We start from the raw sequence: 19,380 nt of genomic DNA on the forward strand, positions 1-19,380 counted from the left end.
GCGCACGGAAGGACGACCAGCCGAGGTGGCTGGTGGGACGGCCAGGGGGAGGACAGCATCTGACGAGAGGTGGGGATCGTGTCCGTACCAGTGATCGCGGGGCTCGGGACAGCGCAGCCGCCGTCCGCTTCGCAGGACGATTTGTGGGAGGGCTTCTTCTCCCGGCACTTCACCGGAACCACCCGGTCGTTGGCCCAGCGAATCTTCGCCAACTCGGGGGTGACCCGGCGGCAGGCCGCGGTCAACCCGCTGCTGGAGGACGTCTCGGACTGGCCGACCGAGCGCCGGATGCGCCGCTACCAGGTGGAGGCGCTGCCGCTGGGCAAGGAGGCGGTGGGCCGGGCGTTGACAGCGGCCGGGCTGAGCGCCGGCGACATCGGGCTGTTCGTCGTCTGCTCCTGCACCGGGTACGCCACCCCCGGACTGGACATCCTGCTCGCCCGGGACCTGGGCATGGCTGCGGACACCCAGCGGATGTTCATCGGCCACATGGGCTGTTACGCGGCGTTGCCCGGCCTCGGCGCGGCAAGTGATTTCGTCACCGCCCGGGGGCGGCCGGCGCTACTGCTCTGCGCGGAGCTGACCAGCCTGCACATCCAGCCGTCCAGCGCCCGGGTGGACACCCAGCAGATCGTCTCCCACGCGCTCTTCTCGGACGCGGCGGTCGCCGCCGTGGTCGTGCCGGGCGGCTCGGGGTACGCGGTGCGCGAGGTCACCGCCGTCACCGACACCTCGACCGCCGACCACATGAGCTGGGACGTCACCGACACGGGGTTCCGGATGGGGCTGTCGCCGAAGGTGCCGCAGGTGCTGTCGAGGCACGTCCGCGGGCTGGTCGACGATCTCTTGGCCCGGCACGGTGTCTCCAGTTCCGAGGTGGACGGTTGGGCGGTGCACCCGGGCGGGCCGCGGATCCTCAACGTGGTCGAGCGGGAGCTGGCGTTGCCCCCGCTGGGGCTGGCGGCGTCCCGGGCGACGCTGGACGAGCACGGCAACTGCTCGTCGCCGACAGTGCTGCTGATCCTGGACCGGTTGGGTCGGGCGACACCGGCGGCCCGGCGCATCGTCATGCTGGCCTTCGGCCCAGGCCTCACCCTGTACGCCGCCCTGCTCGATCGACAGGACTGAACCGCGTCGGCCCGGCCGGTACGCTCGCGGGGTGGATGCGACGGCGGACGACCGGCTGCGCTCGGTGGTGCTGTTTGGTGCTGCGGCGGTCGTCCTGGCCGTCGGTGGCTGGTGGTGGCGTGCTGCCGCGCCCGCGTCGACGGCCTGGGCGGCTGTCCCTTCGGCGGCGGCGGTGCCATCGGTCGGGCCGAGCGGCAGCACCCCAATTGAACGTTTTCTCCTGCCGGAGGAGCCTGACGAGCGGATCACGGCGCGGATGGACCCCAAAACCGGCGCGGTCATCCGGGTGGAGAGCCGCCCGTGGGCGGTGGTCGACCCGGCGACGGGCTCGATCAGCGACATCGAGGGCGATCCCGCGGTTCTCTTCCCCGCAGGTGACCTGCCCCCGTTCAACGAGACGATCTGGCGGGAGGAGCGTGAGCTCGCTCCCGGCCAGGGGCTGACCCGGCAGGCCGGCAACGACGGTGCCCGCTACCTGCTCCAGTACCGGTGCACCCGTCCCGGCACGATGGCGGTGACGAGCACCGGGGCCGAGATCGTCGGCCGGCCGCGCATCGACTGCGACGGCACGATCGCCACTGCCGAGGTGCTGCCCGGTGGCGGGCCGTTCCGGGTGTCGCTGACGGCCGTCGACCGGCCCATCGACATCCAGGCGCAGCTCGTCGCGCTGCCCCGCTAGGCGCGGCGGGTCAGGCGGCCAGGGCGCTCAGGTCGCCCCGGTAGGAGTCGCTGGTGCCCAGCGCGGGCAGCACCCGGGTCACGATGCCGGCTCGATCGACCAGCAGGGCGGTGGCGGCGCCGGGGCGGGCCGGTTGACCGAGGAACGAGCGGAGCCCTCCGGCGGGGTCGGCCAGGGCGCGGGCCTGCCGCCCGATGGTGGGCCCGGCCGGGGCCGTCCGCCCCCCGGTGACGGTGACCACTGAGACGCCGGCAGGGGCTGCCGCAAGGGCGTCGGTGACCCGGTCCGGGCAGGGGCAGCCGTCCAACAGGATGATCATGGCGGGTAGCAGGCCGCGCAGTGGCACTGTCGCGTCGTCCGCGTCGACCAGGTCCAGTGCGGGCAGCGCCTGACCGACGAGGGTCGCGGGTGGCGCGTAGGGGGCCGGGGCCGGCCGGTCGGTGCCGCGGTTGGCGCGGGGCCAGGTGACCACCAGCAGGCCGGCCAGCGTGGTGAGGACCGCTACCAGCAGGACCAGCAGCGGCAGGCCCAGAGCCCGGTGACCGCCCGGGAGTCCGCGGGTCCGGCGCAGCTCACGGCGGACCTGGCTGGCCTCGGCGGCCAGCGCGGAAGCGTCGTCGGGAACCACCACGCGGCCCCATTCGGGCGGAAGGCCGGGCAGGCCGTCGGCCGACCCGTGACCCTCTGCGTCCGGCTTGCCCATCGGACCTCCTGGAAGCGTCTCGAGAGCGGAGTGCGGCTCGGTCTCCAGGGTCGCGCACCAGGGGCTCCTCCCGCTACATCTGGGCGCGGTTCCGCTGGCCGGGCTACCATGGGAGGAGCGCATAGCCCTTGATCTCGACGTTCTGTTCACCCGTACCGGGCAGTCATTTGTGCGTTACGGAGCGTGTTCGAACCATTGGTTTGACCGCCTGTCAAGCTGAAGCAAGACCTCTCACAGGGCCCCTGAGCTGCGCCAATGGTCAGGACATCGGAGAGACATCAGTGCCTGACCGTGTTACCCTAGACACAGCGAAAGGGGTTTCGAACCTATGGTTTTCAGTGTCGGCGAGACCGTTGTCTACCCCCACCACGGGGCCGCACTCATCGAGGCAATCGAGACTCGGATCATCAAGGGCGAGCCTAAGAAATACCTCGTCCTGAGGGTTGCGCAGGGTGACCTGACGGTCCGGGTGCCGGCCGAGAACGCCGAGATCGTGGGCGTGCGCGAGGTGGTCGGCGAAGAAGGCCTCGGCCTGGTCTTCGACGTTCTCCGGGCTCCGCACACCGAGGAGCCGACCAACTGGTCGCGGCGTTACAAGGCCAATTTGGAAAAGTTGGCTTCCGGCAACCCGCTGAAGGTCGCCGAGGTCGTGCGTGACCTGTGGCGCCGGGAGCGGGAGCGGGGCCTCTCTGCGGGCGAGAAGCGGATGCTCGCCAAGGCCCGTGACATTCTCGTCGGCGAGGTCGCGCTGGCCGAGAAGAGCACCAAGGACGAGGCGGAGTCGCTGCTCGACAAGGTCCTCACCGAGGCCTAGTCCGCACAGCATCGTCGTACCCACTTCATTGTGAAGAAACCACCAAGGACCGCGACGTGACCGCGCAGCTCAACCCGCGCGGTGACGTCGCGGTCCTTGTGCCTGCGGCGGGTGCCGGCGTACGGCTCGGCCCCGGCCGACCCAAGGCGCTGCGCCTGCTCGCCGGTGAACCGCTGTTGGTGCACGCAGTGCGTCGACTGGCCGCCGCGCCGTCCGTGCACACGATCGTGGTGGCCGCGCCGGCCGCCGAGGTGCAGGCCGTCCGCGAGATGTTGGCTCCGGTCGCACCGGTGACCGTGGTGCCCGGCGGAGCGGAACGACAGGCGTCGGTGGCCGCAGCGCTGGCCGCGGTGCCCGCCGGCCCGACGATCGTCCTGGTGCACGATGCCGCCCGGGCGCTCACCCCACCCGAGCTGGTCGAATCCGTCGCGGCGGCGGTCCGTGGCGGGCGTGACGCGGTGATCCCGGTCCTGCCGGTCGTCGACACGATCAAGGAAGTCGGCGCCGACGAGGTGGTGCTCGGCACCGTCGACCGGTCCGCCCTGCGTGCGGTGCAGACCCCGCAGGGTTTCCGTCGGGCCGTGCTCAGCGCCGCCCACGCCGCCGCCGGTGACTCCCTCACCGACGACGCCGGGCTGGTCGAGAAGCAGGGCGTCGCGGTGAGCTGCGTGCCCGGCTCGGAGTACGCAGTGAAAATCACCCGACCGTTCGACCTGGCTCTGGCCGAGCATCTGCTTGCCGCGGCCGGGTGACGCGTACCCTCTGATCATGATCGTTCCCCGGGTGGCCATCGGCACCGACGTGCACGCGTTCGCGCCGGGCCGGCCCTGCTGGGTGGCCGGGCTGCTCTGGCCCGACCAGGACGGTCTCGCCGGGCACTCGGACGCCGACGTGGCCGCGCACGCCGCCTGCAACGCGCTGCTCTCCGCCGCCGGTCTCGGTGATCTCGGTTCCGCCTTCGGGGTGGGCCAGCCGGAGTGGGCCGGCGCGTCCGGGGTGGCGCTGCTGACCGAGACGGCCCGCCGGGTGCGGGCCGCCGGCCTGGAGATCGGCAACGTGTCCGTCCAGGTCATCGGCAACCGCCCCAAGATCGGCCGGCGCCGTGCGGAGGCGCAGGACGTCCTCTCCGCCGCGGTCGGCGCCCCGGTCACCGTCTCGGCGGCGACCACCGACGGGCTCGGCTTCGCCGGCCGTGAGGAAGGCTTGGCCGGGGTCGCTGTGGCCCTGGTGTACGACGCGCCGGCCGCCTAAGCTCGCCGCGATGTCCAGCGACCCCACCCCCGACCAGTCCGCCGCCGACGGCTACGTCCAGCGGGCCCAACTCCTCGCCGAACTCGGCCGCTACGACGAGGCGGCCGGGGAGTTGGCCTACGGGTTGGCCCTTCAGCCGGAAGACGTGGACGCGCTCACCATGCTGGCCCGGGTGCACCTGGCCGCCGACCGCCCCGCCGAGGCGCTCACCGCCGCCGACACGGCAGTGGCCGCCGCGCCGGAGGCTCTGCCGCCGCTGGTCGCCAGGGGCATGGCCCTGGCCGACCTGGAGCGCTACAGCGAGTCGGCGGCCACCGCCGACCGGATCCTCGCCCTCGGCCCGGCCGACGCGTACGCCCAGCGGAGCGCGGCGGCGATCCTGGCCGGCGCCCGCAATGGTCAGCCGGCTCTGAACGCGGCCTGGCGCGGTGTCGAGTTGGCCCCGCGGGAGCCGCAGGCGCACCTGGTGCTCAGCCTGGTCGCCGCCCGCCTGGACCTGTTCGACCTGGCCGAGCGGGCCTACCGCGAGGCGCTGCGGCTCGATCCGCGGATCGGCGGGGCCGGCCACGACGTGGGTGTCATGCGGCTGGAGCAGCGCCGTTGGTCGGAGGCGTTGGAGCACGTCGCCGAGGCGGTGACGGTCAGCCCGAGCCGGATCGACTCACCACGAACCCTCGCGTACGGGCTGCACCGCCTGGTGCTCTACGGCGCGGGCTGGTCGCTGGTCGCGGCGGTGCTGGTCGCGTTCGCGGCGTCGGCGAGCGACGGGTTCTCCCGCGTCCTGGCGGTGCTCGCCGCGCTCACCGGCGGGGTCGTCGTCTGGCAGCTCGCGGCCCGGCTGCCCGGGCTGACCCGGACCGTCCTGCCCACCCTGCTGCACTCGGACCGGGCGATGGCCCTGGCCATCTACGCCGTGGCCGCCGCGCCGCTGCTGCTGCTGGTGTACGCCATGGTCGGCTCCCCGTGGCCCCTGGTGCTGGCCATCGCCGTCACGGCGGTGGCCGAATTCGCCGTCTTCACCAGAACCGCCATCCGCTAGACAGAACGCGCCCAGGTCCAGGCGTACCCCTCGTCTTCGCAGGCGCCGGCTGCGTCGCAGAGATCCAGTGGGCGGAAGGTGTCGACCATGACGGCCAGTTCGTCGAAGTAGTCAACGCCGATGGAACGCTCGGCGGCACCCGGCTGGGGGCCGTGGGTGAAACCGGACGGGTGCAGGGAGATCGAGCCCTGCTCGATGCCGGAGCCGCGCCGCGCCTCGTAGTTGCCCCCGGTGTAGAAGAGCATCTCGTCGGAGTCGACGTTGTGGTGGTTGTACGGCACCGGGATCGACTGCGGGTGGTAGTCGACCTTGCGGGGCACGAACGAGCAGATCACGAAGTTGGGCCCCTGGAAGGTCTGGTGCACCGGTGGGGGCTGGTGGATGCGGCCGGTGATCGGCTCGAAGTCGTGGATGGAGAACGCCCACGGGTAGAGGTGCCCGTCCCAGCCGACCACGCCGAACGGATGGTGGGCGTAGACGTAGCGAGTCCATCCGCGCCGGTGCCGGACCAGCACCTCGACCTCCTCGCCGTCGACCAGCAGCGGAGCGTCGGGGCCGCGGACGTCCCGCTCGCAGTACGGCGAGTGCTCCAGGAACTGGCCGCGTACGGAGAGGTAGCGCTTGGGCGGGCCGATGTGCCCGGAGGCCTCGACGGCGAGCAGCCGGACGGGCTGGTCGCCGGTGGGCACCAGCCGGTGGATGGTCGACGTGGGAATGACGACGTAGTCGCCGGCGACCGCGTCCAGCACCCCGAACGGGGACTCGACCCGCAGGGTGCCGGACTCGACGTAGAGGCAGTGGTCGCCGGTGGCGTCGCGGAACAACGGTGAGGGCCGGTCGGCGAGGACGTAGCCGATCCGTACGTCGTCGTTGGCGAGCAGGTACTGCCGGCCGAGGATGGGGTCGGAACCGCCGGTGTCCAGTTTGTGGGTGCGCAGGTGGCGAGGCTTGAGCGGCAGGTTCGGCGCCCGGGTGAACGCGGGCGGGGTGAACTCGTCGGCGGCCAGGATCGCTGTGGGCGCGTGCCGGTGGTAGAGCAGGGACGAGTCGGAGGAGAAGCCCTCCTGGCCCATCAGCTCCTCGGCGTAGAGGCTGCCGTCGGGCTGCCGGAACTGGGTGTGGCGCTTGCGCGGCACCTCGCCGACGCTGCGGTAATACGGCATCTCGCCTCCCGATAGGTCCCGTTCACCGGCCGAAGGCGTCCGATAGTCGGACGCTGTTGTCCGTTCCTCGTAGCGTCCCGTACATTCTTGTTCCGTGTCAACGCAGGTGCCCGCACTCCTGGACGGCCTGGTGGACGACGCCGCCGTCTTCCCACCGGGCAGCGCCGCGCTGCCCGACGCCCTGGCCGCCCACCGCCAGCACCGCGCCGCCTGGTACACCGACCTGGTCGGCCCGCTGCTGATCCCCGCGTCGGACGTGGCCGCCGGTGAGCTCAGCGGTCTCGTCGACCCGGGCGAGGGCCTGGTGGTCGGCGTGATCGGTGACACCGGGATCGGGAACCTGCCGTTCGCGCTGTCGTTCCTCGCCCCCGACGGCGTCACCGCGCGTCAGGTCGAGGTGGCGGTCGCCAAGCGCGGCGAGGACCCGCTGCCCGGCATCGCCGAGTTGCTGCGGCTGACCGACGAGCTGCCGGGCGTGGAGGCCGTCTACGCGGAACTGCCGCTGACCTTCGGGCTGATGGCCGCACTGGACGCGCTCGTCGCCGCCCGGGCCGACGGGATGCCGATCGCTGCCAAGTTCCGCACCGGTGGCCTGGCCGCCGAACTCTTCCCCACCCCGACCGAGCTGGCCACGGTGATCTGCGCCTGCCGGGACCGGGTCCTGCCGTTCAAGCTCACCGCCGGGCTGCACCAGGCGATCCGACACCTGGACCCGGAGACCGGGTTCACCCACCACGGCTACGCCAACGTGCTGGCCGCGACCCTGGCCGCCGCCGACGGTGACGGTGTGCGCTCGGTCGCCGAGTTGCTGACAGTTGTCGACCCGCGTCCCCTGGTGCAGCGCACGACGGCGCGGCTGGACGGGCCTCGCCCCCTGTGGGTGGGCTTCGGCTCGTGCAGCATCCTGGAACCACTGACCGATCTGATCCGGCTTGGGCTGGTGAACGGGGGCTACGACGCATGACCTGGGTAACCGGCGCCGACGGTTCGCCGTACGGGGTGACGAACCTGCCGTACGGGGTGTTCAGGCAGAACGGGGGTCCGTCGCGGATCGGCGTACGCATCGGGTCCTGGGTCTTCGACCTCGCGGCGGCGGAGGCCGCCGAGCTGGTGCTGGCCGCCGGCACGCTGTGCCGGCCCGTGCTCAACGACTTCATGGCCCTGGGTCGTCCGCAGTGGACGGCGGTGCGGCAGCGGCTCACCGAGCTGCTGACCGACCCGGCGCACCGGGCCGCGGCGGAGCCGCTGCTGGTGCCCCTCGCCGACGTGGAGCTGCTGCTCCCCATCAAGGTGGCCGATTACGTCGACTTCTACTCATCCGTTCACCACGCGGCGAACGTCGGGCAGATCTTCCGCCCCGGCCAGCCGCCGCTGCTGCCCAACTGGAAGCACCTGCCGATCGGCTACCACGGGCGGGCCGGCACCGTTGTCGTCTCCGGCACGCCGGTGACCCGGCCGACCGGGCAGCGGGCCTCCGCCGAGGGCCCGGTCACCGGCCCATCGGTACGCCTCGACATTGAGGCCGAGGTGGGCTTCGTGGTGGGGGTACCGAGCGCGTTGGGCGATCGGGTCTCCGTGGACGACTTCGCCGAGCACGTCTTCGGGGTGGTGCTGGTCAACGACTGGTCGGCCCGGGACATCCAGGCATGGGAGTACCAGCCGCTCGGCCCTTTCCTTGGCAAGTCGTTCGCCACCTCGGTCTCGGCCTGGGTGACGCCGCTGGACGCCCTCGCCGACGCCTTCGTGCCAGCCCCCGACCAGGACCCGCCGGTGGTGGACTACCTGCGGGACGTGCCGCACCTGGGCCTGGATCTGCGCCTGGCGGTCGAGTGGAACGGTGACCAGGTCAGCGAGCCCCCGTTCGCCACCATGTACTGGACCCCCGCGCAGCAGTTGGCGCACCTCACCGTCAACGGGGCTTCACTGCGTACCGGTGACCTGTACGCCTCCGGGACCGTCTCCGGCCCGGACCGCGGGCAGGTCGGGTCCTTCCTGGAACTGAGCTGGGGCGGGGCCGAGCCGGTCACTGTGGGCGACGAGAGCCGTACCTTCCTCGACGACGGCGACACGGTGACCATCACGGCCACCGCCCCCGGCCCGGACGGCACCACCATCGCCCTCGGTGAGGTGTCCGGCACGGTTCGTCCGGCCCGCTGAGCGGGCACTCGCCATTCGTCTCGTCCACGGGACTCTTGATCGCACAGCGGGTGCGATCAAGAGCCCTCGTTGCGCCGTTGGTCACGCGGATCAAGTCGTCCCACACGGGCCGGGCTCACGCCCGGCCGCAGCTGTGGGACAACCCGACGCACACGGAGGTAACGACGATGCACGATCTTGCGGGCGCGGTCTGGCGTACCAGCAGCCGTTCAAACGACCAGGGGCTCTGCGTGGAGGTGGCGGACAACCTGGTCGACGTCCACGGTCTGGTCGGAGTCCGCGACTCCAAGGACCAGTCCGGTCCCACACTGGCGGTCAGCCCGCCGGGGTGGACAGCGTTCATCGGCGCGATTCGGGCCGGTCGCTTCGAGCGCTGACCGGCGCTTCGGCGCCGGTCGACGACAACTGGTGCCGGAGCGACCGGCCAATCGGACAGCGTGGCCCCCGGGTGGTGGGAATTCCGTCCCGGGGGCCCCGTCCGGCCCTCACCCCGCGTACCGTCGGGGACACGGGAGGGTGGCATGTCGACGGTGGCGATTACCGGGATCATCGAGGCGCACGCTGTCGACGTCTGGCGTCTGCTGACCGACCTGCCCGGCCGCGCGGCCAGGCTGACCGCAGCCGGCCCCATCGAGGTGCTCACCCCGGGGTCGTTCGGGCCGGGCACCTCCTGGCGCGAGGAACGGGTCCAGCCGGGCGGCGGCACGCTGACCGAAGAGTTCCTGGTGGTCGAGGCCCTCGCACCGCAGCGACTGGTGCTCTGTTCCTCCGGCACCGGCGCGGACTACCGGATCACCTGGAGCCTGCGGCCGGTCCGCCGCCGTCGTCGGGGCTGCACGGCGATCACCGTGACCCAGGAGGCGGTGCCGACCGCTCCGTACGGTCGGGTGGTGGCGCTACTGCTCGGCGGGCTCGCCGCACGGGCGGTCGAGGCGGCGCTCTGGCGTGATCTCGCCGATCTTGCCGTCGCGGCCGGCGCCACCGGCTCCGTCGAAGCCGCCTGAGCGTCAGGCGGCCAGCCCTCGCCGTGACCTGACGGGGGTCGGCCCCAATCCGCTGGGTAGGGTGCCGGGCGGAGGTGCGGCATGAGGTTCCCGAGAGGCCGGCGACGGCTCGTGATCGCGGTCGCGGCGCTGCTCGCGACGGCGGTCGTCGCGGTCATCGTCCACCGGGTCCTCGCACCGGCAGAGGTGAGCACTGTGGCGCGGGCCGACTATCCGGCCCCGGCCCGGCCGGCCGCCGGAGTGATCGGTCGGTTGCCGGTCGCCCCGTTGATCGTCGACGGGAGACTGCGGGTGTACGCCGCACACCGCCAGGTCTACGCCGACCGGCCGGTCGACGGGCGGTACCGGACCAGCCCGTACTGGTCGTACCGGCGGTGGCCGGCGGAGCTGGCAGGGGTGGTGGCCAGCGGCAGCACTGTGGTCAGCCGCTGGTCCGACGGGCAACTCGTCGCACTCGACGCCCGGACCGGCGGGGTGCTCTGGCGAACCGACGGCCCGGAGCCCGTCGAGAGCACGGCGCCGGCGCGTCGTACCTGGGCGGCGGCCGTCTGGGATGCGCCCGGGCTCCAGCTCACCGACCTCCCCGACGGGCGGATCGTGCTGGTGGTGACCGGGGATTCCCAGGCGCGTGGGGTCGAGCTGAGCGGCGGCCGGGAGCTGTGGCGGGTCGACCTGCCCGGTAGGTGCCGTAGCGATGTCGGCACCAGCGCCACCGGCCTGCTGATCGGTCTGGACACCTGCGCCGGGGCGGCCACCGTCGAGTTCCGCGACGCGGCGACGGGTGCCGTGCGTGAGCGTTGGCGCCCGCCGGGCGGCCCGGACGGGTTGGTCGTGACCCCGCTCGGCTGTCGTACCGGCGGGTCGGACTGTCTGGGGCTGCGGACCGCCGGGCCGGGCGACGAGGGCGGTCGGGGTTGGCTGTTGGCTCCCGGTTCGCCGATCGCCGCCCCCGCGCTGGACCCGGCCGGCGCCGCGCTGGTCGGTGAGCAGTCCGTCGCCGTGCTCGACGGGGTCGTGGTGGGTCGATCGGCGCGTACGGGCAGCGAGCTGTGGCGGTCCACGAGCCTGGGCGCGGCCCGGGTGCTGGCCGGGCAGCCTGGCCGGGTGCACCTGCTGACCGAGGCGAACGATCTGGTGACGCTGGATCCGGTGACCGGTAGGCAGGTGTCCCGCTTCGCGCTCAACGTCGGCTCGGACGGGACCGGCTGGGCACCCGGGGCGGTGACGGCCGAGGACGGGTTCGTCGCTGTCGAGCGGCTCCGCAAGCCGGTGGATCCCACCGGCGACGACCGGCGCTACTACTACACCGGAGAGACGGTGATCCTCGCCGCCACCTGATCGTGGCGTCTTCGACAGCGGAACACCGAACCGTTCCATTCCCTTTGTCGCAAAAGGGTACGTTTTTCACGGTTCAGGTTTCCGGTGGAAGGGGTCGGCGCATGGCCAGGACAGCAGCCAACTACCTCGTGGGCGGCGCGCTCGCCGCCACCGCGAGTCTGGCGTTGGCGGTGTCGCCGGTGCTGGCCGCCGACCCCGCCTCGGCGCGCGGGTTCAGCGCCGTCCGGGCCGAGCCGTCGGCGGACACCGGCGTCACCTTCGAGATCCTGCCGGCGTCGCCGACCCCGCCCCCAACCCAGCCGCCACCCACGTCCACACCGACGGCACCGCCCCAACCCACACCCAGCCACGGTGGCGAGTTGCCGGTCACCGGGGCGGGCGGGTCGGCGCTGCTCCTCGCCGTGCTGGGCGCAGCCCTGATCGTCGCCGGGTGGTTCGCCGCCCGCCGGAGCCGGCCGAGCTGAACGGGCTCGGCGTCGTGCTCAGGCCAGCGCGGCCTCGGCCGCTGACAGGAACGCGTCGTTCTCGGCCGGGGTGCCGATGGTGACCCGGACCCCGTCCCCGGCGAACGGCCGCACGATCACGCCGCGCGCCTCGCACGCCCTGCCGAACGCCACGGCCCGCTCGCCCAGCGGCAGCCAGACGAAGTTGGCCTGGCTCGTCGGCACCTCGGGCACGAACTTGCGCAGCGACTCGGTGACCCGGTCCCGCTCGGCGACGACCAGGGCGCAGCGGCGCTCCATCTCCGTCACCTGGGTCAGCGCGGCGAGCGCCCCGGCCTGGGCTGCCGTGCTGCTGGAGAACGGGGTCGCCACCTTGCGGATGGCGGCGGCCACCACCGGCTGGGCAACCAGCCAGCCCATCCGCAGCCCGGCGAGCCCCCACGCCTTCGACAGCGTGCGCAACACCGCCACGTTGGGCCGGTCCAGGTAGTCGAGACCGTCCGGTACCTTCGCGTCGGTGACGAACTCCCGGTACGCCTCGTCGATCACCACCAGCACGTCGTCCGGCACCGCGTCGAGGAACCGGTCCAACTCGGCCCGGCGCAGCGCCGTACCCGTGGGGTTGTTCGGGTTGCAGACGAAGATCACGCGGGTGCGGTCGGTCACCGCCGCGGCCATCGCCGCCAGGTCGTGCCCGTGCCCGGCGTCGTTGGGCACCCGCACGCTGGTCGCGCCGCTGGTCGCCACGATGATCGGGTACGCCTCGAAGGACCGCCACGAGTAGAGCACCTCGTCGCCCGGCAGGCAGGTGGCCCGCACCAGGTGCTCGGCGAGCGCCACCGACCCGCATCCGGTGGCGATCCGGTCGGCGTCCACCCCGTACCGCTCGGCCAGCGCGTCCCGCAGCGCGACCACGCCCATGTCCGGGTAGCGGTGCGAGGTGGTGATCGCCTCGGTGACCGCCTCGACCACGCCGGGCAACGGCCCGTACGGCACCTCGTTGCTGGCCAGCTTGATGGCCTCCGGCAGGCCCAACTCCCGGGCCAGGTCGGCGGGGCTGCGCCCCGGCACGTAGCTGGGCAGCGCGTCCAGGTCGACGCGGGTCAGCCGCAGCGCCGGCTGGTGACGTCCGGAGTCGGTCATGGGGTGTCTCCCGGGGGCTGGTTACTGTCGTTCGAGGGGGCGGTATCGGTGTGGTGGGGGACTTCGACGACCACCGTCTGCGCGCGCCTGTCGTGCAGCGCCTGACGCAGGGGGTGGTCGAAGAGGGGGGAGAGAGCGTCGACCAGTTGCAGCACCAGGCCGAGCCCGGCGCAGTACCAGAGCAGAGTCGGCAGGCCCATCGTGCTCCACCGGCTCAGCGCCCGGCGCACGCCCAGCGGCTGGTCGGCGGCCATCGGCACCGCCCGGATCCGCATCACCCGCTTGCCGACGGTCTGCCCGCCGGAGGCCATGGTCGGCACCTCGTAGGCCAGCCAGAGCGCGGTGGCGATCAGCAGGATCGCCACCAGCAGAGAACTTGCCTGCTCACTGGGGATCGGAAGGCCGTCGGCGGAGGTGTCGCCGCGCGACGCGCGCCGGAAGACCTCCTGCCAGTACGGCGCCCACTCCTGCGCCCAGCGCCAGACGAACCAGCCGTTGACGACCACGTTCAGTGCGAAGAGCAGGCCGAAGTCGATCAGCCGGGCGACGAACCGGCGGCCGTAGCCGGCCAGCCTGAGACCGTGCGGTCGCGGCTCGGGCGGTCGTCCGGGCCAGCCGGGGTGGCCGGCCGACGGCGCCCAGCCGGGAGGGGCACCCGGCGGGGTCCAGCCCGGCGGGCCGCCCTGCGGGCCCCAGCCGGGAGGGCCGGCCTGTGGTCCCCAGCCCGGGCCGTGTCCCGGTTGCGGGCCGTGCCCCGGGGGCGGGCCCTGCTGCGGCGACCAGCCCGGTGCCCCGGTCGCCGAGTCGGGGGTCGTGGACGCCGCGGGCGCGGCCGGGGTGACCGGCGCGGGCGGTGGCTCGGCCGGCGGCGGGCCGTCCGGCGGAGTCGCGTCGACGGAAATGGGCGCACCGAGCCAGCCCTCGCCGTCCCAGTAACGCCGGGTCTCGGTGTCGGCGGGGTCGACGTACCAACCAGGTTGAACGCTCACGCCGTCGCTCCGCTTCGCTTGCTCACGGGGACACCTTAACGACGACTGTTGCCGCGAACTCGGTATGGCGGTGCTGCGGGGCGTACCCCTGCGGGTGTGGGCCGGGTTGCGGCGCGATGCCGCCGGCGGTGGGTGGGGGCCCACCGGCCGGCGGCATCGGGTACGACGAAGGTTGCGTCACGCTCGCAAGTGTTACAGGTTGCCGCGGGCTTCCTGCTCCCGCTCGATCGCCTGGAAGAGCGCCTTGAAGTTGCCCTTGCCGAAGCCCAGCGAGCCGTGCCGCTCGATCAGCTCGAAGAAGACGGTGGGACGGTCCTGCACCGGCTTGGTGAAGATCTGGAGCAGGTAGCCGTCCTCGTCCCGGTCGACCAGGATCTTGCGGGACTTCAGCTCCTCGATCGACACCCGCACCTTGCCGATCCGCTCGCGCAGCTCCGGGTCGTCGTAGTACGAGTCCGGGGTGTCGAGGAAGTCGACACCGGCGGCGCGCATCGCGTCGACGCTGGCCAGGATGTCGTTGGTGGCGACGGCGATGTGCTGCGCGCCGGGGCCCTGGTAGAACTCCAGGTACTCGTCGATCTGGGACTTCTTGCGGGCGATCGCCGGCTCGTTGAGCGGGAACTTCACCTTGCGGGTGCCGTTCGCCACGACCTTGCTCATCAGCGCCGAGTAGTCGGTGGCGATGTCGTCTCCGACGAACTCCGCCATGTTGGAGAAGCCCATCACCCGCTTGTAGAACTCGACCCACTCGTCCATCCGGCCCAGCTCCACGTTGCCGACCACGTGGTCGACGGCCTGGAAGAAGCGCTTCGGCTGGATGCCGGCGTCGATCATCGGCTGCCGGTCCACGATCGGGCCCCGGGCCACGAAGCCGGGCAGGAACGGGCCGGTGTAGCGGGACCTGTCGACAAGCGTGTGCCGGGTGTCGCCGTACGCGGCGATGGCGGCCATCCGGACGGTGCCGTGCTCGTCGGTCACCTCGTGCGGCTCGACGACGCTGGCGGCGCCCTGCGCGATGGCGTGCGCGTACGCGGCGTCCACGTTCGGGACCTCCAGCGCGATGTCGCTGATCCCGTCGCTGTGCCGGGCCACGTGCTCGGCGCCCTCGGCGTCCGGGCGCACCGCGCCGGTGAGCACGAACCGGGCCGAGCCGCTGGTCAGCACGTACTGGGCGTGGTCCCGGTAGCCCTGCTCGGGGCCGCGGTACGCCACGCAGGTCATGCCGAAGGCGGTGGAGTAGTAGTGGGCGGCCTGCTTGGCGTTGCCGACCAGGAAGTGCACGTGGTCGAGGCCCCGGACCGGGAACGGGTCGTGGCTGATGTCGTGGTCGACAGCTCCGACGAGCCGGTCGACGTCGACGTCCTCGGTCGACTGGGGTCGGTCGATCGCCTGGGTCATGGTGGGCTCCCTCGCGTACCGGCCGGCCTTGTGGGCCGCCGTGGTCGGTTCTTGTGGCGAGGATCGCTGCCCCGGCACCGGCTGGGCAACTGTTGGCAGAAATGCTGGTCAGGTTGCGCATTTGGTATGGTGTTCACTCATGAATGGTGAGCAGAATGTACAGCTCGACGCGCTCGACGTGCGCTTGATCGAACTGCTCGCCGAGGAGCCGAGGATCGGGGTGCTGGAGTGCTCCCGGCGGCTCGGGGTGGCCCGGGGCACAGTGCAGGCGAGGCTGGACAAGCTCGTCGAGCGGCGGGTCATCGAGGGCTTCGGCCCCGAGATCGCGCCGGCCGCGATCGGGTTCGGGGTGACCAGCTTCGTGACCCTGGAGATCAGTCAGCGGCACGGCCACGACCCGGTCACCGCTCACCTCGCCGCCATCCCCGAGGTGCTGGAGGCGCACACCATCACCGGCTCCAGCGACCTGCTCTGCCGGATCGTGGCCCGCTCCAACACCGACCTGCAACGGGTCATCGACCAGATCGTCTCGTCCGCCGGCATCACCCGTGCCTCGACGATCATCGCGCTGGCCGAGCAGATCCCCTACCGCACGCTTCCGTTGGTGCGCAGCGCTGTTCGGGCCGAGGGAAGGGCGCTGTAACACCTCCGAGCCCAGAAAGCGCGGCGACACGGCGGCGCGGGCGTACGGAAGATCCGTGATCGTGGCTACGGTGTGCGGGTGGCGAAGGGGAGCGTGCGCGGTGGGCTGCTGCTCGGTCTCGCCGTGGTCGTCGCGCTCGCCGCGACCGGCGTGTGGAACCCGTTCCCCGGCCTGTGGGACTGGGTGGACCGCAGTGATCCCATCTCCGAGCCCGACGTGGTCTGGCAGCAACGGATCGGCGGCACCCCGCGCAGCGTGACCATCGCCGGCGACGCCGTCGTGGTCGAGCAGCGCACCCGGGTCGAGGCTCGCAGCCTGGCCACCGGCACCCAGCTCTGGGAGCGCAAGGCGGACTGGGCGGCGGTCGCCGGCGGCGACCGCGACCCGGTGGTGGCGGTGGGCAAGCTCCTGGTCAAGGGGTACGAGCTGCTCGACCCGACGACCGGGGTGACCCGGCGACGCGACGATGACGCGGTAGCTGTCTGGACGTATCGCAACCTGCTCCTCGACGCCCGGTGCACGGACGCCACCGACTGCACCCTGAGCGCCTGGGACCCGCGTGGCACCGCGCCGCTCTGGACGGCCTTCCTGCCCGGGGTGCACAGCGGCCTGCTCGCCGACAACCCGGGTCTGCGCGGCACCCGCCGGCTCACCGCCACCCGGATCGACGACGGCGTGGCCGGGGCGGAGGCCGCGCCACCGCTGCTCGGCTTCCCGGTCGACGGTCGGGTCCACGTGGTCGACACCGCCACCGGCCGGGTGTTGCAGAACGTCGAGCCCGGCCGGGAGGAGCGGCTCTCCGTGGTGGGTGGTCGGCTGCTGCGAATCAACGCCCGCTCCCAGGACGGCACCTGTTACTTCGCCATCTCCGCCCGGGACTCGGCGACCGGGCAGGAGGCATGGCAGCGGGCCGGCATCAACCTGCGTACCGCCGACTCCGCCGGCTGCGTGCAACGCGAGGACCCGCAGGGTGCGCGGAACGTGCTGATCGGCGTCGCCCCGGACGGCCGCGAGACGGTCATCGACGGGTACGACGGACGGCTGCTCTGGGTCGGCGAGCCGGGCACCAAGCTGATCGCTGTGGACGACCGTTACGCGGTGTTCCGGGCTGCCGACAAACGCTCGGTCATCGCCCGTGAGCTGGGCACCGAGAAGGTGCTCTGGACACGACAGGCCAGCGGCAAGGCCGGGGCGGCGCTCACCCCGTACGCGGCCGTGGTGGCCGACGAGAAGCCGTCCCGGCTGGCGGCACTGGACCCGCGCACCGGCCGGGAGCTGGCCGCCCTGCGTACCTCGGCGAACGCCCTCGCCGTCGGCTCGCAGGGCATGATCATCGGCGAGGGGCGGGAGATCGGGTACGTCCGCTTCGGCGCGTCCGGAAGCTCGCCCACCCGACCGCCCGGCGACGGTGGGAATCCCGGGCCGGGCGGCCCCGGCCCCGGCGGGCCGAACAACGGCGACTGCGGGCCGAAGGGCGAACTCTGCCCCGACCCGGGCGGCGGCAAGGACGGCTGAGCCGGCGGTTCGCCTCATGATCCGGAGGACGGCCGGGCCCGGCACACCTGGTGGATGAGAGCGGCGTCCCAGGACCCGCCCGGCGGGTGGGAGTGATCGACCGGTCTGCCCTAGGCTTGCCGCTCATGAGCAGTGCCGCCGCATTCTCGTACGCCCCTCTGCTGCCGACCGGCCCGGACCAGACGGACTATCGCCTGGTCACCGACGAGGGCGTGGACGTCGTACACGGCCCGGGAGGCCGCCGGTTCCTCACCGTGGAGCCGGCCGCGCTCACCGCGCTGACCGCCGAGGCGATGCACGACATCGCGCACTTCCTGCGCCCCGCGCACCTGGCGCAGCTCCGGGCGATCATCGACGATCCGGCCGCCTCGCCGAACGACCGGTTCGTCGCGCTGGATCTGCTGCGCAACGCCAACATCGCCGCCGGCGGTGTCCTGCCCATGTGCCAGGACACCGGCACCGCCATCGTGATGGGCAAACGCGGCCGGCACGTGCTGACCGACGGTGCCGACGCGGAGGCCATCTCCCGGGGCGTCTACCAGGCGTACACCAAGCTCAACCTGCGCTACTCCCAGCTCGCCCCGCTGACCATGTGGGACGAACGGAACACCGGCAGCAACCTGCCCGCCCAGGTGGACCTGTACGCCGAGGACCCGGACGGGCACCCCGACGCGTACAAGTTCCTCTTCATGGCCAAGGGCGGTGGCTCGGCCAACAAGTCGTACCTCTACCAGGAGACGAAGGCGCTGCTCAACCCAACGCGGATGATGCAGTTCCTGGAGGAGAAGCTGCGGCTGATCGGCACCGCCGCCTGCCCGCCGTACCACCTGGCCATCGTCATCGGCGGCACCTCCGCCGAGTACGCGTTGAAGACCGCGAAGTACGCCAGCGCCAAGTACCTCGACGCGCTGCCGACCGCGGGTTCGATGAGCGCGCACGGCTTCCGCGACCTGGAGCTGGAGGCGGAGGTGCTGGAGCTGACCCGCAACTTCGGCATCGGCGCGCAGTTCGGTGGGCGGTACTTCTGCCACGACGTACGGGTGGTCCGGTTGCCCCGGCACGGCGCGTCCTGCCCGGTGGCGATCGCCGTCTCCTGCTCGGCGGACCGCCAGGCCGTCGCCAAGATCACCCCGTCGGGCGTGTGGCTGGAGCGCCTCGAAACCGACCCGGCGCGGTTCCTGCCCGACGTCACCGACAATTCGCTCGACGCCGAGCTGGTGGTCCGGGTCGACCTGAACCGGCCGATGGACGAGATCCGCGCCGAGCTGTCGAAGTACCCGGTGAAGACGCGCCTCTCGCTCTCCGGGCCGCTCGTGGTCGCCCGGGACATCGCCCACGCCAAGATCGCCGAGCGGTTGGACGCCGGTGAGCCGATGCCGCAGTACCTGCGGGACCACGCGGTCTACTACGCCGGCCCGGCGAAGACCCCCGAGGGGTACGCGTCCGGCTCGTTCGGCCCGACCACCGCCGGCCGGATGGACGCCTACGTGGAGAAGTTCCAGGCCGCCGGCGGCTCCCAGGTGATGCTGGCCAAGGGCAACCGGTCGGGTCAGGTCACCCGCTCCTGCCAGCAGCACGGCGGCTTCTACCTCGGCTCGATCGGCGGCCCCGCGGCCCGCCTCGCCCAGGACTGCATCAAGCACGTCGAGGTGCTCGAATACGCGGAGCTGGGCATGGAGGCGGTCTGGAAGATCGAGGTGGAGGACTTCCCCGCCTTCATCGTGGTCGACGACAAGGGCAACGACTTCTTCGCCGAGGTCACCAAGCCGGTGCTCACCGTCGGCCGCCGCTGACGCGACAGGTACGCGAACGGGCGTCGGGCGAACTCGCCCGACGCCCGTCCTGTCGTCCGTGCTCTGCCGACATCGGTACGCCCGCCCCGCTGGGGTGGGACGGGCGCACCGCCCCCGTCGGATGCCGTCACCGACAACCCGGAATGAGTGTGCTGCGCACCGCTGTCGATCCGCTCTCAG

At 72.3% G+C, this 19,380-nt stretch carries 21 protein-coding genes; 15 read left to right on the forward strand and 6 right to left on the reverse strand.

Annotation, left to right across the window (positions count from 1 at the left end; all coding sequences use genetic code 11):
- Positions 1 to 78: 78 nt before the first annotated feature.
- Entirely contained in the window at positions 79 to 1,128 is a 1,050-nt protein-coding gene (locus ABZS40_RS00745; RefSeq protein ID WP_354940196.1) for a type III polyketide synthase, read from the forward strand.
- A gap of 31 nt (positions 1,129 to 1,159) precedes the next feature.
- Entirely contained in the window at positions 1,160 to 1,807 is a 648-nt protein-coding gene (locus tag ABZS40_RS00750) for a hypothetical protein (RefSeq protein ID WP_354940199.1), read from the forward strand.
- A gap of 10 nt (positions 1,808 to 1,817) precedes the next feature.
- Here the strand turns inward: ABZS40_RS00750 and ABZS40_RS00755 are convergent, their stop codons facing one another.
- The gene (locus tag ABZS40_RS00755; protein ID WP_354940202.1) at positions 1,818 to 2,510 is read right to left on the reverse strand and encodes a hypothetical protein; all 693 of its coding nucleotides are present in this window, start codon (positions 2,508 to 2,510) and stop codon (positions 1,818 to 1,820) included.
- Between the two features lie 328 nt (positions 2,511 to 2,838).
- Here ABZS40_RS00755 and ABZS40_RS00760 point away from each other — a divergent pair, with 328 nt between their 5' ends.
- Genes ABZS40_RS00760 through ABZS40_RS00775 form a run of 4 tightly spaced genes read left to right on the forward strand, consistent with a single transcriptional unit; the run spans position 2,839 to position 5,614 of the window.
- The gene (locus ABZS40_RS00760) at positions 2,839 to 3,324 is read left to right on the forward strand and encodes a CarD family transcriptional regulator (RefSeq protein WP_354940205.1); all 486 of its coding nucleotides are present in this window, start codon (positions 2,839 to 2,841) and stop codon (positions 3,322 to 3,324) included.
- 56 nt (positions 3,325 to 3,380) lie between these two features.
- Positions 3,381 to 4,076, forward strand: coding sequence for a 2-C-methyl-D-erythritol 4-phosphate cytidylyltransferase (gene ispD / locus ABZS40_RS00765; RefSeq protein ID WP_354940208.1), 696 nt, complete (start codon positions 3,381 to 3,383; stop codon positions 4,074 to 4,076).
- 13 nt (positions 4,077 to 4,089) lie between these two features.
- Entirely contained in the window at positions 4,090 to 4,575 is a 486-nt protein-coding gene (gene ispF / locus ABZS40_RS00770; protein ID WP_354940839.1) for a 2-C-methyl-D-erythritol 2,4-cyclodiphosphate synthase, read from the forward strand.
- 10 nt (positions 4,576 to 4,585) lie between these two features.
- Complete coding sequence (locus ABZS40_RS00775; RefSeq protein WP_354940211.1) at positions 4,586 to 5,614, forward strand: tetratricopeptide repeat protein; 1,029 nt, start codon at positions 4,586 to 4,588, stop codon at positions 5,612 to 5,614.
- Here the strand turns inward: ABZS40_RS00775 and ABZS40_RS00780 are convergent.
- The gene (locus ABZS40_RS00780; RefSeq protein ID WP_354940214.1) at positions 5,611 to 6,777 is read right to left on the reverse strand and encodes a cupin domain-containing protein; all 1,167 of its coding nucleotides are present in this window, start codon (positions 6,775 to 6,777) and stop codon (positions 5,611 to 5,613) included. The two genes, ABZS40_RS00775 and ABZS40_RS00780, sit on opposite strands and share 4 nt — an antisense overlap.
- A gap of 94 nt (positions 6,778 to 6,871) precedes the next feature.
- On the opposite strand from ABZS40_RS00780, the gene ABZS40_RS00785 reads away from it, so the two are divergent.
- The 6 genes from ABZS40_RS00785 (at position 6,872) to ABZS40_RS00810 (ending at position 11,740) form a co-directional block, all read left to right on the forward strand.
- Positions 6,872 to 7,741, forward strand: coding sequence for a hypothetical protein (locus ABZS40_RS00785; RefSeq protein ID WP_354940217.1), 870 nt, complete (start codon positions 6,872 to 6,874; stop codon positions 7,739 to 7,741).
- Positions 7,738 to 8,934, forward strand: coding sequence for a fumarylacetoacetase (gene fahA / locus ABZS40_RS00790; protein WP_354940220.1), 1,197 nt, complete (start codon positions 7,738 to 7,740; stop codon positions 8,932 to 8,934). The genes ABZS40_RS00785 and fahA overlap by 4 nt, the downstream gene beginning before the upstream one ends.
- Positions 8,935 to 9,101: 167 nt before the next feature.
- Complete coding sequence (locus ABZS40_RS00795) at positions 9,102 to 9,311, forward strand: DUF397 domain-containing protein (RefSeq protein WP_354940223.1); 210 nt, start codon at positions 9,102 to 9,104, stop codon at positions 9,309 to 9,311.
- Between the two features lie 144 nt (positions 9,312 to 9,455).
- On the forward strand, positions 9,456 to 9,938 hold the full coding sequence (locus ABZS40_RS00800; protein ID WP_354940226.1) for an SRPBCC family protein: 483 nt from the start codon (positions 9,456 to 9,458) through the stop codon (positions 9,936 to 9,938).
- A gap of 81 nt (positions 9,939 to 10,019) precedes the next feature.
- Complete coding sequence (locus tag ABZS40_RS00805) at positions 10,020 to 11,276, forward strand: PQQ-binding-like beta-propeller repeat protein (protein ID WP_354940229.1); 1,257 nt, start codon at positions 10,020 to 10,022, stop codon at positions 11,274 to 11,276.
- A 101-nt stretch (positions 11,277 to 11,377) separates the two neighbouring features.
- The gene (locus ABZS40_RS00810) at positions 11,378 to 11,740 is read left to right on the forward strand and encodes an LPXTG cell wall anchor domain-containing protein (protein WP_354940232.1); all 363 of its coding nucleotides are present in this window, start codon (positions 11,378 to 11,380) and stop codon (positions 11,738 to 11,740) included.
- Between the two features lie 18 nt (positions 11,741 to 11,758).
- On the opposite strand, the gene hisC is transcribed toward ABZS40_RS00810, so the two are convergent.
- The 4 genes from hisC to hppD are packed head-to-tail and all read right to left on the reverse strand — an operon-like array spanning position 11,759 to position 15,249.
- Positions 11,759 to 12,862, reverse strand: coding sequence for a histidinol-phosphate transaminase (gene hisC, locus ABZS40_RS00815; RefSeq protein WP_354940235.1), 1,104 nt, complete (start codon positions 12,860 to 12,862; stop codon positions 11,759 to 11,761).
- Positions 12,859 to 13,851 carry an RDD family protein gene (locus ABZS40_RS00820; RefSeq protein WP_354940238.1) on the reverse strand — a complete coding sequence of 331 codons (993 nt, stop codon included), beginning with the start codon at positions 13,849 to 13,851 and terminating at the stop codon, positions 12,859 to 12,861. The genes hisC and ABZS40_RS00820 overlap by 4 nt, the downstream gene beginning before the upstream one ends.
- A gap of 22 nt (positions 13,852 to 13,873) precedes the next feature.
- Positions 13,874 to 14,032, reverse strand: a complete 159-nt coding sequence (locus tag ABZS40_RS00825) for a hypothetical protein (RefSeq protein WP_354940241.1) — start codon at positions 14,030 to 14,032, stop codon at positions 13,874 to 13,876.
- Between the two features lie 11 nt (positions 14,033 to 14,043).
- Entirely contained in the window at positions 14,044 to 15,249 is a 1,206-nt protein-coding gene (gene hppD / locus ABZS40_RS00830; protein ID WP_354940244.1) for a 4-hydroxyphenylpyruvate dioxygenase, read from the reverse strand.
- A 139-nt stretch (positions 15,250 to 15,388) separates the two neighbouring features.
- On the opposite strand from hppD, the gene ABZS40_RS00835 reads away from it, so the two are divergent.
- The 3 genes from ABZS40_RS00835 (at position 15,389) to ABZS40_RS00845 (ending at position 19,200) form a co-directional block, all read left to right on the forward strand.
- Positions 15,389 to 15,892, forward strand: coding sequence for an Lrp/AsnC family transcriptional regulator (locus ABZS40_RS00835; RefSeq protein ID WP_210817712.1), 504 nt, complete (start codon positions 15,389 to 15,391; stop codon positions 15,890 to 15,892).
- A gap of 105 nt (positions 15,893 to 15,997) precedes the next feature.
- Positions 15,998 to 17,407 (forward strand): PQQ-binding-like beta-propeller repeat protein, encoded by a 1,410-nt coding sequence (locus ABZS40_RS00840; protein ID WP_354940842.1) that lies wholly within the window; start codon positions 15,998 to 16,000, stop codon positions 17,405 to 17,407.
- A gap of 125 nt (positions 17,408 to 17,532) precedes the next feature.
- Positions 17,533 to 19,200, forward strand: coding sequence for a fumarate hydratase (locus tag ABZS40_RS00845; RefSeq protein ID WP_354940247.1), 1,668 nt, complete (start codon positions 17,533 to 17,535; stop codon positions 19,198 to 19,200).
- The last annotated feature ends 180 nt before the right edge of the window (positions 19,201 to 19,380 follow it).

Origin of the sequence: Micromonospora sp. NPDC005324, assembly GCF_040607155.1 — a bacterium.
GTDB classification, from domain to species: Bacteria; Actinomycetota; Actinomycetes; order Mycobacteriales; family Micromonosporaceae; genus Micromonospora; species Micromonospora trifolii.

Excerpts from the sequence above, each read along its gene's own strand:
- ABZS40_RS00755 (WP_354940202.1), bottom strand. The coding sequence starts at position 2,510 with ATGGGCAAGCCGGACGCAGAGGGTCACGGGTCGGCCGACGGCCTGCCC.
- ABZS40_RS00760 (WP_354940205.1), top strand. The coding sequence starts at position 2,839 with ATGGTTTTCAGTGTCGGCGAGACCGTTGTCTACCCCCACCACGGGGCC.
- ABZS40_RS00775 (WP_354940211.1), top strand. The coding sequence starts at position 4,586 with ATGTCCAGCGACCCCACCCCCGACCAGTCCGCCGCCGACGGCTACGTC.
- ABZS40_RS00780 (WP_354940214.1), bottom strand. The coding sequence starts at position 6,777 with ATGCCGTATTACCGCAGCGTCGGCGAGGTGCCGCGCAAGCGCCACACC.
- fahA (WP_354940220.1), top strand. The coding sequence starts at position 7,738 with ATGACCTGGGTAACCGGCGCCGACGGTTCGCCGTACGGGGTGACGAAC.
- ABZS40_RS00795 (WP_354940223.1), top strand. The coding sequence starts at position 9,102 with ATGCACGATCTTGCGGGCGCGGTCTGGCGTACCAGCAGCCGTTCAAAC.
- ABZS40_RS00800 (WP_354940226.1), top strand. The coding sequence starts at position 9,456 with ATGTCGACGGTGGCGATTACCGGGATCATCGAGGCGCACGCTGTCGAC.
- ABZS40_RS00805 (WP_354940229.1), top strand. The coding sequence starts at position 10,020 with ATGAGGTTCCCGAGAGGCCGGCGACGGCTCGTGATCGCGGTCGCGGCG.
- ABZS40_RS00810 (WP_354940232.1), top strand. The coding sequence starts at position 11,378 with ATGGCCAGGACAGCAGCCAACTACCTCGTGGGCGGCGCGCTCGCCGCC.
- hisC (WP_354940235.1), bottom strand. The coding sequence starts at position 12,862 with ATGACCGACTCCGGACGTCACCAGCCGGCGCTGCGGCTGACCCGCGTC.
- hppD (WP_354940244.1), bottom strand. The coding sequence starts at position 15,249 with ATGACCCAGGCGATCGACCGACCCCAGTCGACCGAGGACGTCGACGTC.
- ABZS40_RS00835 (WP_210817712.1), top strand. The coding sequence starts at position 15,389 with ATGAATGGTGAGCAGAATGTACAGCTCGACGCGCTCGACGTGCGCTTG.
- ABZS40_RS00845 (WP_354940247.1), top strand. The coding sequence starts at position 17,533 with ATGAGCAGTGCCGCCGCATTCTCGTACGCCCCTCTGCTGCCGACCGGC.